The organism is Psychromonas sp. SR45-3 (genome assembly GCF_014163575.1).
Taxonomy (GTDB): Bacteria; Pseudomonadota; Gammaproteobacteria; order Enterobacterales; family Psychromonadaceae; genus Psychromonas; species Psychromonas arctica.
In genome coordinates this window covers 1-14,384 of the sequence record NZ_JACJDP010000060.1, presented here as the reverse complement: position 1 = coordinate 14,384, position 14,384 = coordinate 1, and the positions used below count along the sequence as shown (strand labels likewise).

At 38.0% G+C, this 14,384-nt stretch carries 13 protein-coding genes and 1 riboswitch; of the genes, 5 read left to right on the top strand and 8 right to left on the bottom strand.

From position 1 onward, the window contains the following. The first annotated feature begins 280 nt into the window (after nt 1-280). Nucleotides 281-718 (top strand): universal stress protein, encoded by a 438-nt coding sequence (locus H5084_RS18575; protein WP_182692135.1) that lies wholly within the window; start codon nt 281-283, stop codon nt 716-718. Nucleotides 719-966: 248 nt separating this feature from the next. Here the strand turns inward: H5084_RS18575 and H5084_RS18570 are convergent, their stop codons facing one another. Beyond that, nucleotides 967-2,829, bottom strand: a complete 1,863-nt coding sequence (locus tag H5084_RS18570) for a PhoX family phosphatase (RefSeq protein WP_182692134.1) — start codon at nt 2,827-2,829, stop codon at nt 967-969. 272 nt (nt 2,830-3,101) lie between these two features. On the opposite strand from H5084_RS18570, the gene H5084_RS18565 reads away from it, so the two are divergent. Next, entirely contained in the window at nt 3,102-3,356 is a 255-nt protein-coding gene (locus H5084_RS18565; protein ID WP_182692133.1) for a TIGR03643 family protein, read from the top strand. A gap of 28 nt (nt 3,357-3,384) precedes the next feature. On the opposite strand, the gene H5084_RS18560 is transcribed toward H5084_RS18565, so the two are convergent. Further along, complete coding sequence (locus H5084_RS18560) at nt 3,385-4,332, bottom strand: patatin family protein (RefSeq protein ID WP_182692132.1); 948 nt, start codon at nt 4,330-4,332, stop codon at nt 3,385-3,387. A 235-nt stretch (nt 4,333-4,567) separates the two neighbouring features. Between H5084_RS18560 and H5084_RS18555 the strand changes: the two genes are divergently transcribed. Beyond that, nucleotides 4,568-4,894 (top strand): hypothetical protein, encoded by a 327-nt coding sequence (locus H5084_RS18555; RefSeq protein WP_182692131.1) that lies wholly within the window; start codon nt 4,568-4,570, stop codon nt 4,892-4,894. Between the two features lie 73 nt (nt 4,895-4,967). On the opposite strand, the gene H5084_RS18550 is transcribed toward H5084_RS18555, so the two are convergent. Further along, nucleotides 4,968-5,891: an AraC family transcriptional regulator gene (locus H5084_RS18550; protein WP_182692130.1), complete on the bottom strand. Its 924-nt coding sequence runs from the start codon at nt 5,889-5,891 to the stop codon at nt 4,968-4,970. Nucleotides 5,892-6,015: 124 nt separating this feature from the next. On the opposite strand from H5084_RS18550, the gene H5084_RS18545 reads away from it, so the two are divergent. After that, a complete protein-coding gene (locus H5084_RS18545) occupies nt 6,016-7,533 on the top strand; it encodes an aldehyde dehydrogenase family protein (protein ID WP_182692129.1) in 1,518 nt (505 codons plus the stop codon). Between the two features lie 341 nt (nt 7,534-7,874). Further along, nucleotides 7,875-8,711, top strand: a complete 837-nt coding sequence (locus H5084_RS18540) for a GGDEF domain-containing protein (RefSeq protein WP_245600463.1) — start codon at nt 7,875-7,877, stop codon at nt 8,709-8,711. Nucleotides 8,712-8,842: 131 nt separating this feature from the next. Here the strand turns inward: H5084_RS18540 and H5084_RS18535 are convergent, their stop codons facing one another. The 5 genes from H5084_RS18535 to ribB all read right to left on the bottom strand — a co-directional run bounded on the left by H5084_RS18535 (nt 8,843) and on the right by ribB (nt 13,973). Beyond that, nucleotides 8,843-9,499 carry a DUF2959 domain-containing protein gene (locus H5084_RS18535; RefSeq protein ID WP_028870451.1) on the bottom strand — a complete coding sequence of 219 codons (657 nt, stop codon included), beginning with the start codon at nt 9,497-9,499 and terminating at the stop codon, nt 8,843-8,845. A gap of 812 nt (nt 9,500-10,311) precedes the next feature. Next, nucleotides 10,312-11,124 (bottom strand): hypothetical protein, encoded by an 813-nt coding sequence (locus H5084_RS18530; protein WP_182692128.1) that lies wholly within the window; start codon nt 11,122-11,124, stop codon nt 10,312-10,314. A 10-nt stretch (nt 11,125-11,134) separates the two neighbouring features. Beyond that, a complete protein-coding gene (locus H5084_RS18525) occupies nt 11,135-11,689 on the bottom strand; it encodes a hypothetical protein (RefSeq protein ID WP_182692127.1) in 555 nt (184 codons plus the stop codon). Then, on the bottom strand, nt 11,682-12,533 hold the full coding sequence (locus H5084_RS18520; RefSeq protein WP_182692126.1) for a hypothetical protein: 852 nt from the start codon (nt 12,531-12,533) through the stop codon (nt 11,682-11,684). Before H5084_RS18520 ends, H5084_RS18525 begins: the two co-directional genes overlap by 8 nt. Nucleotides 12,534-13,325: 792 nt before the next feature. Further along, nucleotides 13,326-13,973 (bottom strand): 3,4-dihydroxy-2-butanone-4-phosphate synthase, encoded by a 648-nt coding sequence (gene ribB / locus H5084_RS18515; RefSeq protein ID WP_182692125.1) that lies wholly within the window; start codon nt 13,971-13,973, stop codon nt 13,326-13,328. 94 nt (nt 13,974-14,067) lie between these two features. Next, nucleotides 14,068-14,257, bottom strand: a riboswitch (FMN riboswitch). Nucleotides 14,258-14,384: the final 127 nt, after the last annotated feature.

Below are 14,384 nucleotides of genomic sequence, written 5' to 3'. Positions count from 1 at the left end.
TGAAAAAAGAGAAAAAAAAGAGAAAAGGAAAAACTGTTTAAAATAAATATGTGGGCGTAATTGTGCTAAAGCTAACTAAATCGAAGCAAAGTATTCGTTGTTTTTATGCTCATTATTTATCTTGATTTTTTAAGCTCCGAAAGAGCTGAACGGTATAATGATCTAGATCAAAAGAGTGTTTGAAAGGCTGATATTTTTGTATTTATGTTAGGTAGATACACAATCACTTATTCGTTCAGTACTAATATTATAAAGAGGCACATAACTGAGGAGAAAACTGATGAGCTACCGTCATATTTTAGTTGCTGTCGATTTCGACGAAGGGAGCCAGAACGTTCTTGATAAAGCGGTCAATCTGGCTAAAGCATTAAATGCTAAGCTATCTTTAGTGCATTCCAACAGGCAAATGTTTCATGAGTCTGGATATGGTGGGTTAATTGATATTGAGCTTGCAGGGTTAGAATTTGAGCATCCAAGTTCGAAAGAGCTAAGTGATAAATTGGGTACTTTTTCCGCTGATATTGGTTACCCTATTGAACGTAAGTTTATCGTTGAAGGGGATATCAGTCATAGTTTAGAGGGGCCTGTTAAAGAGGCTGGTATAGACTTAATTGTATGTGGTCATCACCATAATTTTTGGAGTAGATTAAGTCCATCTGCTAGTGGATTAATGAACTCATCATCGGTCGACCTACTGGTTATCTCGTTGGATGGATAAGGCTTTAGCACTAATAGAAATTACTTAACAAGTATTTAGCCATCACTTTTTATTCTACTGGTGGCTTTTATTTTGTGGTATTTAGTTGTCGTGATTTATCTGCAGCAGTTTATTTATCAGTAATAAACATGCCCAATACCAAAGTATCGAGCATGTATATTTTTTATTATTTTATAAAAATCAATACCGAGAATATCAATTGCGTTAATATCGAATCGTAATTAACACCATTACTCTTGTATTGATCATTAACTACCAATCACACCACCATCATCTTTACTGATCATGACTATAGTTGAGCGGGGTTTGTTAGTACTGCCATGAGGAAAATGTCCACTTGGGTGCTGTACACCGACGAACATGGTTTTTTGATCTTCAGAGAAGGTTAAGCCTGTTATTTCACAACCAACTGGGCCAGTTAAGAAACGACGCACTTCACCTGTTTTAGGATCGCCACATAGCATTTGGTTATTACCTTGGCCTGCAAAATCACCTTCATTGGAATAATTGCCATCGGTTTGGATCCATAAACGTCCTGCCTTATCAAAACCGATACCATCCGGGCTATTAAACATATTATCTTTATTGATATTGTCACTGCCTGCGTATAGGTTATCTTTATGGACAGTTGGATTACCGGCAATTAAGTATAAATCCCATTTAAACGTTGCGCTGTTATGGTTATGGTTTGTAGGTGCCCAGCGTACGATTTGACCGTAGTGGTTTTCAGCGCGAGGATTAGGGCCTGCAACATCTTGTCCTGCTTTTACACCACGGTTTTTATTATTGGTTAGGGTACAGAACACATGTTTCTTATCAGGGTGAACAGCGACCCATTCTGGCCTGTCCATAGTCGTTGCACCAACTTGTGTTGCGGCACGTCGAGCAAAAATCATCACTTCTGCCTGGCTATTAAATCCATTTTCCTTGGTTAAACCATTTTTGCCATAAGTGAGCTCTAACCATTGACCGTCACCTTCTAGTTTGTCTGCTTGCATTGCAAACTTAGCCACGTAAAGCGTTCCTTCTTCTAGTAAGTTACGATTTGCGCTGTGATTGCCTTCTTGGTATTTATTTTTAGTGACAAATTTATATAAATGCTCGCCACGTTCGTCGTCACCAAGATAAACAACCACATGACCATCATCATTCACCACTAATGCGGCATTTTCATGTTTGAAGCGGCCCAAGGCAGTGCGTTTTAATGGTGTTGAAGTGGGATCGTTTGGATCAATCTCCACGACCCAGCCATGGCGGTTAGGTTCATTTGGGTTTTTAGCAAGGTCAAAGCGTTGGTCAAAGTTGTGCCATTGATATTTACTTTGCTCTGCTTTAATTCCATAACGTTTATCATCAGCTGTTAATGGCACATCAACTTCTGCACCAAAGAATCCATTAAAGTTTTCTTCACAGGTTAAATAAGTGCCCCAAGGTGTTTCACCGTTCGCACAGTTATTGAAGGTACCTAGTACCTTTTTACCCGTAGGGTCAGCTTTTGTTTTTAATAAATCGTGGCCTGAAGCTGGCCCTGTTACTAACATTTCAGTATTGGCTGTAATACGGCGATTTGCTTTGCCGTTTTTATCCATTGTCCATTGACCGTTCTGTTTAGATATTTCCACTATGGTTATACCTACAGCAGCCTGTGCTTTTTTAACATCATCAGCGGTCATTGCTTTGCCTTGATGTGCAAATAGATACTCATAATTAGTATATTCATTGTTCACTGCAAGGATCGCGCGATCTTTGGAGAGTGGGAAAATGCTCATACCATCCGTATTATCACCGAATTGCATCGCTTGGGCTGCTGAGTCTTGTTGACCATTGGCATTAAAAGCGAGTGCATTATTAAAAATAGGATCTCCCCAAGACATTAAATTACTTACACTGTAGCCTTTTGGCACCACAATACTGTCACTTGTTGAAGTAGGAATAGCGGTAAAGTTTAATAGGGTGCTATCCATAGTTGCCGCAACTGCTTTAGCGACAGGGTTAAGTGCTAAAAATGCACCTGCACCGACCGCGGCTGAAGCAAATAAAAAATTACGACGAGATAAACGAGCATCAACCATTTTACTGAAATCAGTTTCTTTCTCTAAAAAGTGCGACATGTGACTTCCTTATTCTGGGGGGAGTAGTTATTCAATGTGCAGTAGCCTAAAGGACCTGTATGACAGCTTTATTACACCTCAAAATTACACCTCAAAAAATGTTACATGCTGCGTAAATAACACCAGCCAAATCTAAAAGTGAAGTAATAGCGTTATTTTTTATAGCTAAAGTTAAACCAAGATTACTTACTCAACGTATTCATTTTTAAATAACGGTATTGATTCGTTGTGTCTACGCAGAGCGAAAGTTAAATATTAAGGCAGGAACTTGAATGACAGTATTTAGTGAAAGTGAAGAGTCTAGAGTGATTGAAATGGCATGGGAGGATAGACCCCCCTTTGAAGCGATTAGACAAGAGTTTGGCCTTGATGAGCAAGGCGTGATCAAACTTATGCGCAATAAGATGAAAGCTAGTAGCTTTAAATGTTGGCGCCGCCGTGTAAGCGGTCGTAAAAGTAAGCACTTAAAGTTGAGGTCGCCTGAGATAAGTCGTGCCTATTGTCCTACACAATATAAACAGCGTTGATATAAGCCATATTAATTGGTTTTACCTGTTAATGTTGTGTGAATAATTGTGCCGACTGGCTTTCTAAAAATCGTGTGCCAATCTCATATCCCATTTGATAATCTGCAGCTAATGCTTGATCGCTGCTTCCCAAAAAGCGGCTAGAGAGCTTGTGAGCCGGTGCTATTTCAATAATCTGAGTATCTGCTGGTGGTTTATGTATAAAGTCCACTGCCTCACTGTAAGCATCCTCATGGCCTGTAATTAAATCTAATACACGAGGGCAGCGTTGCGTTTTACACACCCAAGATTTGAGCTTATGTGCCCATGGAGAATGTGCACTTTGCTCGGTTGGAACGGTTCTAATTACTATTATTTTTTTAGCGCCGCGTTGATAAGCCTCTTGAATGGGAATAGGTAATGCGACACCACCATCGACATAATAATTTCCATCAATCGCCACCCCTTTTTTATATAAATAAGGTAAAGCGCTGGATGCTTTAAGCATCGTTAACCAACTGTCTGCTGTTGGTTCAAGGAAGGCAGGGCGAAAGCCATTACTGTTAGTCGCAGAAAAAAGGAGCTGGCGATGTTGCAGTTGGGCTTGTGCACAGTTTAAATTAAGTTGGTATTCAGGCTCTTGAACCTTATTAAAATACCAATCAAGATCAATCGTATGTCCCCCTAACAATGAACGCTTCATGTTAAAGAATGCTGGGTGTTTTGATAGTTGCATAATAGAACGTTTAGCATAACCGGGTTGCTGAGTTAGATAAGCCGATAAATTTTGTGCGCCTGCTGATGTTCCAATTAATAATGCAAAGGGATTAAAATCATGTGCTAACCAACTGTCCAGTATGCCTGCTGTAAAAATACCTCGTTGTCCCCCTCCTTCAACCACTAGCGCTGTGCCTTGAATTGGTAGAGGTGCTGAGCAATTACCGATTTTCATCGGAGAGTGGTTTTTAGGCAAAGTATTATTAGTGAGTTGGCTCATTATTTCTCCAAGGTGATGTCCTAATAACTTATCCTTTTATAAGAGTTAGGTTAAATCGTTTATTGTCATTAATGCAATAGCTAGAGACTATGTTACTAAATTCACTGATTTTTTGTGGCAGGTCACTACTTAAGTGAGTTTGACGACTTTATGGACCGAATAGATTGTTAAAAATATTGGCTTAGGTAATCTACGCCTCTAATAAATACTTAACATAACCTAACAGAAGAATATTATGAAACCCTCTAAGTTAACCCCTTACCGCCTGCCGCTAACAATACTTGTCTTTTTTATTGCCTATTCATTACTGACACGTACGCCATTATTTGTTATTCCATCAGCGATCAGCGTTATGATTGGTGACATTTTTTCTGCTTTTGATGGTGCAAAAGAAGGGGAGCAAATAGCCTTGATTTTGGCTATTTTATTGTGTGTATTTGCGCATTTCGGTTCTGGAATATATATGAAGGTAGACGAGCAAGCGAATAAAAAAGGATTACTAAAAGGCATTGGCATGGTGATCCTGATCACCGCCGCTTACATTTACAATATTGTGCAATAACACTAATTAATCGATTTGCTTAATGACAGCGCTGAAAAGTATGGCGCTGCCAAAGGTCGTTTATAACCGAGGGTTACGAGCTTAATAAAGGAGGGCAGTGTCGAAGCTTGTATTCACTTGGATTCATACCAAAGAACTTTTTAAAGCTGCGGCTAAAATGACTCGTATTTAGATAGCCTGTTGCAAAACAAACTTGTGTTACTGATTTATTTTTCTTTAATAAGTCCGCTGCTTTTTTAAGACGTAGTTGAAATAAAAACTCGCGTGGCGTGCTACCTATTACCTGTTTAAATTCATTAAAAAACTTAGTGCGGCTCATGCAAGATATTTTACTTAAACTATCTATATCAATCTCTTCTCTTAAATTCTTATGTAAGTGGTCGATAACGCTATTAATGCCGTTATGATCGGGTTGAGCTAAGCTGTGGCAAATAATAAAGTCACGGGTTTGGTGTCGTAATAAGCGCGTAATTAACTCACTCACAGCCAAATCAATCATAAAGCTTCTATCTTGATGGTTTTCACTAAATATATTTATCATGCGGTCTAGCAATGCTTGAGTTTGTGTATTGTGGTGCGTGTGCATTAATTTATCGTCATAGCGCCACTCTTGTTCGTACACTGAAAGGGGCGCGCTATTATTCAATTGATGACAGATTTTTTTAATGCGCTTTTGGCTTATTTCAATGGCAATACACGTAGTCGGTGTATCAATCGTTGCCGTGGGGAAGTCAATCTCAACGGCGCGATTAGGGGCAATAATAAAAGATTCGTGCGGTAAAAAGTGCGTTTCAAAATCGCGCTGAGTATTGTGCATTATTTTTTTACCCGTCAACATCCCACAAAACATGAGTTGATCAGAAACCAGTTCAATATTGGTTGCCTGCTCAAAAGTGTCATAAACACTCAGTTCTGCTTGTTCCCCAGCAAAGGATATTTTACTTTCTATTAAGACTTGATGTGCTTTACGTTGCTTATTAAGACTTTCACTTATCATAAATATCATTCTCTTTTGATTTTGAACTAGCAGTCAACAATTGTGAATTAACAGTCACGCAGACTACAAATTAATGAATATGATAACTATTACACAATGGAGTGAAAATAACTGAGAGGTGTTCATGATTTATCCAAATCCTGGTTCAACTGAATCAACAGTAGTCTTTAAAACTCAATACAATAACTATATCGGCGGACAGTGGATTGCCCCGGTTAATGGTAAGTACTACACCAATAAAACCCCTGTAACCGGAGGTGATATTTGTGAAGTGGCACGCTCTGATGAACATGATATTGAGTTAGCGTTGGATGCAGCGCATCAGGCGAAAGAAGCATGGGGGATTACCTCAGTGACTGAACGCTCTAATATATTATTGAAAATAGCAGACCGTATTGAAGCAAATTTAGAGTTGTTGGCGTTGGTAGAAACATGGGACAACGGCAAATGCATCCGTGAAACCATGGGTGCAGATGTACCGCTAGCAGTGGATCATTTTAGATATTTCGCAGGTTGTATCCGCGCTCAAGAGGGCTCGATTGGGGAAATAGATCAAAACACCGTTGCTTATCATTTTCATGAACCATTAGGGGTTGTGGGGCAAATTATCCCGTGGAACTTTCCATTATTAATGGCGGCTTGGAAAATTCCACCAGCATTAGCAGCAGGTAACTGCATTGTTTTAAAACCGGCAGAACAAACCCCACTGTCTATTTTATTCTTGATGGAGCTAATTTGTGATCTGTTACCGCCGGGTGTGTTAAATATTGTTAATGGTTTTGGTGCGGAAGCAGGGCAAGCATTAGCCACATCGCAGCGAATTGCGAAGATTGCCTTTACTGGTTCAAGCCCAGTGGGTAAGCATATTTTGAAATGTGCAGCGGAAAATATGATCCCTTCAACCGTGGAATTAGGCGGGAAATCACCTAATATCTTCTTTGCAGATATTATGAACCATGAAGATACATATATTGATAAATGTGTTGAAGGTGCCACTTTAGCGTTCTTTAACCAAGGCGAAGTCTGTACTTCTCCATCACGTTTACTAGTGGAAGAGTCGATTGCTGATGAATTTATTAAACGTCTTATCGCACGAACTAAAGCAATTATCCAAGGTAATCCGCTTAACACAGATAGTCAGGTTGGAGCACAAGTCTCTAAAGCCCAATATGACAAAATTCTTTCGTATATTGATATCGGTCGAGAAGAGGGCGCGGAAGTACTTGCAGGTGGTGCCATTGAAAATGTAGAAGGGGCTCATGCAGGTTTTTACATTCAGCCAACGTTATTAAAAGGGACCAATGATATGCGCGTGTTCCAAGAAGAAATTTTTGGCCCGGTGATCAGCGTAACAACCTTTAAAGATGAAGCGCATGCATTAGAAATTGCTAATGATACCCAGTTTGGCTTAGGCGCCGGATTGTGGACGCGTGATAGTAACCGTGCCTACCGTATGGGCCGTGGTATTAAAGCCGGTCGTGTATGGACAAACTGTTACCACTTATATCCTGCACACGCCGCATTTGGTGGTTACAAGCAATCGGGAATAGGACGAGAAAATCACAAAATGATGTTAGAGCATTATCAACAAACGAAAAATATGTTGATCAGCTACGATATTAACCCAATGGGATTTTTCTAATCATTGCTGCGCTTAATTGAGCTTGAATGGGCTATTCAATGAATCTGCCCTAATTAATAAAAGCGAGTGAATAATCTATTCTCTCGCTTTTGTTTAAGTTTTATTAAACAGAAAATAGCTGGTGGTGAGTACAAATAGCAGAGTCTAGCAATAACTTGCCATTTTAATGTTTAAAAAATAATTAGTTATATTTGTTAAGTCATTGCTTTATATGTGGTTTAAATCTAACGATATAATGCTTTTCTAATATTTGCACTATGTCGATGCTAAAAATAACCATCTTGTGTACATTGCTGTACAATAAGCCGCCAGAATGAACGCTAGCGAGAAGTAAAGCAGGGATGAAAGAAGCAAAAATGGAGGTGTTAAACCACCAAGGTGAGTCCATGGAAGTGGATAAAGGGTACCGCTTTGGATATCCCTTTTTTAGCTTACTCGTATTTATAAAACAGACATGTTTAGAAGATAAAAACCGAAATTGTCCTGAGCTACAATGTGATATTTTTTATCGTGATATTATGAATTACGGTTTTCTTGATTCTCATAATCAGCACATGGCCGATGGGCGCTTTGACCTTGCCGCTAAAAACCTCAATGCCATGCATTATATCTCTATCGACGCACTGACCGGATTACGTAAAAAAGAATATTTACAACGTAAATTAATCAGCCTTCAAAACCAAAGTTATTACGATGAAATTTCAGATTTTTCATTAGTTATGTGTGATTTAGATAAGTTTAAAGTGATCAATGATAATTTTGGTCACAGCGTTGGTGACGATACATTAACTTTGTTTGGCGAGTTGCTTCGCGAGAGTATTCGACCTACAGATTATGCTTACCGTTTTGGTGGTGAAGAGTTTCTTATCTTATTGCCTAATAGTAATTTAGAAGAGGCGGTTTGCGTTGCTGAACGAGTACGTCAAATCGTGGAAGATAGGTTGCATTTAGGACATTACGGTTTAAGTCAGGTCACAGCCGTTGATATGCAAATATCAGATATTTCAGCACAGGAAGGGGAGGAAGCAAATGCTTTCTTTTTAGCGCGATCTGTTACTTGTAGCTTTGGCGTCTCTAATTATAGTGAGTGTGGGCAATCAACGGAGCTACTCTTTACCCAAGCCGATGACAACCTTTATGTCGCTAAGAATAATGGCCGTAATCGCGTAGCGTATTAATTTTTCTGGTGATTATTGTTTACAGTGTTTTAGCACGGTCGGCGGCTCTACTTTTATCAATACAATTCATTACTTTCCTCTAAATATAAAAAAGCCTGCTGTTGAGCAGGCCCATTAAAGCCGCTAAATGATTAGCTCGCGCTATTCATTTGCTCAATAAACTTGTTTGATTCGGCAATTGATTTATTCATGTCGCTCATTAGCTGTTGAATATCACGTTTAAGATTGGTGAATTCACCTTTGATTTCTGACACGGCTTGCGCATTTAAATTATGTTTTAAGTACAACACGTTATCGTTTAAAGACGATAATACCGGCTGCATCTTGCTTTCTGCGTTGCGCATCGACCGTAAAAGAGTACTAAATTGACGCTGAGTCTCTGCTAGTTTTTGACTGCTTTGGCGTTTTAATGATGCACTTTTATATTGCTCAAGTTCTTCGCTCCATTCATCAAATAATGCATCGGCAACTTCTTCCACTTTATCAATGTTAGTTGATACTTCATTTGCCGCTTTTAGGCTAGACTGGTAATCATCGTTTAATGCGTTGTAAGTATCTTGTAATTCACCCCCTTTAAAGTCGATCAGGGTTGTTAGACCTTCAAGTGCTGATTGAAACTCTTCTTGTGATTCTTGTTGCGATTCTTTTGTTTCTTCAACACGGTCAATAAGAATATCGCGCTTGTGAAGCCCCACTTTTTCCATGGCCGAGTAATAAACTGATTCACAGCCTGATAAAGTAAATGTTAGTGCAAGTAATGAAGCACATAATAGTGTTTGTTTTTTCATTTTAATTCCTGTTTATAAGTATCAATACTGTAAATTATGAGGTGATTGTGATGATAACCAAAGCTCGACAGATACAAATCATGGCATGAATAATAAGCTCTCCCCTTATAAACAGCAAGCTAAGCCCTGTGCACTTAAGAGAGCAAACTAATTACTCAACATTGGGGGCTCGTAGTTTTGTCGTAGTTTCCGCCTGAAGACACCTACTCATAGTTAATTTTTTATTTTGGGCTGATTGATTGGGAAAGCTGAACTTTCATTTTTATTCGCCTGCGCTCATCCTGACAGCTACCTATCTATTAGCAGCGTTTTCGCCCTGTTTGCTGTTGTTGAAAGTCATTTATCGCTTGGGAAAGCTTTACGGTGCGGAAGTTGTAGCCACATCGAGCATCGATTATCTATAGCTTTTTGATAAGCATATTTTAAAAAGCAAAAAATAAGATCTGCCCCTATTATTCTTGATTGTAGTGTTGATTCGTCTGCGCTCATCCTGACAGCTAGCGATTTATTGGCAGTGTTTTCGCCCTGTCGGCGACATCCTTTCTTTTACCAGAAAAGAAAGGATGCAAAGAAACTGGCCACCGGATCGCTTTCTTACCCAAACGCTAATTGCCTTTCTTAACGCATCAGTTCATACAGCACGTCCATGTGCCGAATAAACTTACAGCAAACGTCCTGTTTGCTGTTGCTGAAAGTCACTTATCGCTTGGGAAAGCTTTACGGTGGAGGAGTTGTAGCAACATTGAGCATCGTTTTTGTTGGGATTGTTATATCGTATTTTTAAAAGGAAAAAACAAGGCTTGAGCCTATAGTTAGCAGTAGACCGTCTTAAACTTGAGATATGCTTCGATGTACTGCTTATTCTCTTTAATGACTTTATTCTCGCTATATATTTCTAGATAATATCTAGAAATATCATCCATACGATTGCAAACATTAAGCCAATGACTAAAACGCCGAGATTTTGTAAAAGGGTCCCAAGCTAACGAATCAAGTTTTTCTAGCGAAGGATGTGAGTCTGTAAACTCCTCAAATATATACTTTAATAATGTATTTCTATTGTAGAAGCTAGCATGATCGATATAACGAGATACAAAATCTGATTTAATTACTTTACCGTCACTCGCCTTTAATAACTTTTCGAAATTTTCTAATAACGTTGTAAACATAACTAGGTTCTTATCAATTAACCTTTTTGAAATGTTTTCTATTAAACCACTTTTATCAATAAGCAAAAGCTCTTCTTGGTTTAGCGAATACTCAGTTAAATATAAAAAAACATCTGAATCATCAGCGATTTCTATTATTTTATCTAGCATTCTGTACTCAATGGCTAGAGCTATACCAAAGTATTTAGTTGCCTCTTCATTTAAGTATTTATCTACACTAGTTTCTTCAAAGTTATGAGATACTATTTTAACTGTAACTTTTGCTTCATTTTCTTCTCTGCTTTCGAAAACATTTATCATTTCCTCAGCTGTAGGTGTGCCATCAGGTTCTTTATCAAAAAATGATTTATAAGCGCTATACACATCAAACCTTGAAATGTATTTTCGGGTATTGAAAAGCCATAAAACATCATTCATGTTTTCTGTGCGTGGAAATAAAGGTAATGAGATCTGCATGATTTCCCTATTAAATCAATTTATTATAAGCTAGCTTGTTATAATATGTTACAATATTATTAAGCATGTATTTATCAGATATTTCTACAATTCCTATGTAGTCACTAAACTTTTGACCAATAGAGCCTCCAACAAAAAACACTTTTAACATTGCCTCTTCGCACCAATAAATGTAATACCTATCATGCATTGATTCTTTTGAGTGAATCAAATCAATGCTTTTAAATAATCCATTTTTTACAAGATGAATTTTACGTTCATTGATTTTAATTTTTCTATCTTTTTTCTCATCGTCGTCACCTACAGAATTGAATTTTGAAATTATTTCTAGCGTGATTTTACTACTTCCTCCAAATAGAGAGGTCAGATTATCTAAGTCGATAGGCATAATATATGGGTCAATAATGGATATTTTTTCTATTTTTGGTGTGTGATGTACGCTTGCCTTAAAAAGGCTTGCTGCATACTCAAAAGGTTTGTCACTTACAGCTTTGGGTATACATGAATTAGATTTGCTAACTAATAAATTACGCCTATTATTTATTCTATCTCTTAATCTAGACACTATTTTCACCCACATTCATATTTAGCTCATTATATGTAGATATCTCAGATCCATTATCAAGAGTCACACTATCTCCAATAATTTTCCCTCTGAAATTTATATTTCTTATAAAACCATGTCTGCTGTTATAAATAGTTTCTCCTTGAACGATTATTTCAATTTCGATTTCATCGGGACTATTGGAGAAATTAATTAAGGTTTCCTTCTCTGATATAATTCCATTTTCTATTTGTGGCTCTATGTCTTCGCAATACCCTGTAATAACATACTTCGCTTGGGCATAAGACTTAAATTCATCAAAGAACTTAACTTGTAACCTTTGAGGTAAACGATTCTCACCCTTTAAGGGTTTATCAACAAATTTGCTATTTACAACAATACGAGTTGGATCGTAATAAGTGTATGAATATAACAATTCCGGTCGATTTAGCAGATCAAGGTCGAACTTTGTTTTTACTTCTTCTAATAATTGCTTATGTTCATTAGCCCAAGTTTGATATTTATAACTTGTCATTTCACTACCGACAAACATTCTTACCTTGCTGCAACGATCAATTAATGGACTGAAAACAGCTTCATCAGAACGTTGAGTGATAAAATCGTCATAGTCTTCTTCATACCGAAGTGTGGCATCACCATTAATATTGATACACTTGTTTTCATCATCTACCGAGTCTATACGTATATTTGACACTATGAATCTAGCTTTAAATTTCTTTTTTAAGCCTATTGTTATGTCAGACTCTTTGATTGAATCGAATTCACCACAACGCCAATTAATGCATTCCCCATAGACAATCTGTTTATTACGGTCGTAAATAAGAAAATATTTGTAACTATTCATAAACTTCCTTCTTAAAAGATACTGCGATAATTTCTAACTGGTACCTAACTGCTTCTTAAGCCAAAAATTCCATATTTCTGGTGGAAATGCGGAATAGTTTTATTTGTTAAAAATTAATTGATAATACGCTGCATAAACAGTAAATCAAATATTTAGAGTGGTAGGTCAAAGTTTAATGATGTGGAAAGATGGAATTATTCTGTTTTAACAACGGAAAGGCAGAATGAGATTAATTTATTTAGAGTCAACCAAATTTAAGGTTCTATGTTGTTCAGATAAAGTCAAGTCGCCGATAGGGCGAAATACCAAGTAAAGAATAATCATGCTGCTTCAATGAGCGCAGACGAACCAATACTCATCATGGCTACAACTCGCCACCGTTGAGCTTCCCAAGCAATTAACTCATTTTAGTAAAGCCAAACAGGATGTTTGGATTAATTGAGGCTAGTGCATGGATGCACGTCCGAAATGATACGTTTAAAATGAGTTAATTGATTGGGATTAAGAAGCGATTCGGTGCCAGCTCTCTTTGCTTACTTTCTCTACTGGCCTAGAGAAAGTAAAGTCGCCGACAGGGCGAAATCCAAGCTAATAAATATCAGACAGCCCCATGAGCGCAGACGAACCTTATTTTATTCAAATACAAACTAACCTCAAAAGCACAGTTGTTGCGACAACAAAAAAGGCCATCTATATCACTATAGACAGCCCACTAATTTATCAATTAACTTCAGCTTTAAATGTTTTGGCTACCCAAAACCACAGCTAAGCTATGCCCAAGCTACACCTAAACTAGGCTACTTGTTCAGCTTGAATAAAATTAACCAAATCATCAATACTCACCACTGGCATATCGTGCTGCTGTGCAAACTTCACCACTTCTGGTAAACGTGCCATCGAGCCATCTTCATTACTTAATTCACAAATAACACCGGCGGGAGCAAACCCTGCTAATGTCGCTAAATCAACTGCCGCTTCCGTATGTCCTCTTCGAACTAGCACACCACCTGCAACTGCTTGTAGTGGGAAAACATGGCCTGGTCGAGATAAGTCATCTGCGGTTGCATTGGGTGCGACTGCAGTTTTAATGGTGGTGACACGATCTGCTGCTGAAACGCCTGTTGTCACGCCGTGCTTCGCTTCGATACTGACAGTATAAGCCGTTGTATTTTGACTGGTGTTGTTGCTGACCATTTGTGGAAGTTGTAGCTTTTGAGTGGTTTTTGTGGGTAAGCATAAACACACTATGCCACTGCCTTCGCGGATCATCATGGCCATTTGTTGTGTTGTTAATGTTTCGGCAGCAAAAATAAAGTCACCTTCATTTTCTCTGTCTTCATCATCTACAACTAACACACCTGAACCGTTTTTGATTGATTGAATTGCATTTAATACACGTGAATGTGCATCACCGAACAAACTTAATAGAGACTGACTCATGGTATTTCCTTTGAATAGTTACCAGAATCAGGGCATTGAGAATTACATCATCCAACGATTAGATGATGTAAATTAGCATTACACCTGCAATGCTTTGGTTTCTCTTTCATCCGGACTTTAACCGTCGGCTCTGGAATTAAACCAGATCTGCTGACCTTTATTGCTAGTATTCTTACGTTTGTTACTAGGTTTATTATTACGTTAAACAGTCAATAAAGCGCTCGCGGGCTCACCTAAATAGGTTTACCGCCGGTGGGGAATTTCGCCCCGCCCTGAGAATTGCTAAGTTAAATTAGCGGACGAATTTTAACGCTTACTTCATGAGGAAGATAGTTGAAAAAAGAGATAGTTGAAAAATAGTGGTGTTACAAAATAGAATAATTGAAAAAAAGAATAATTAGCAAAGAATAG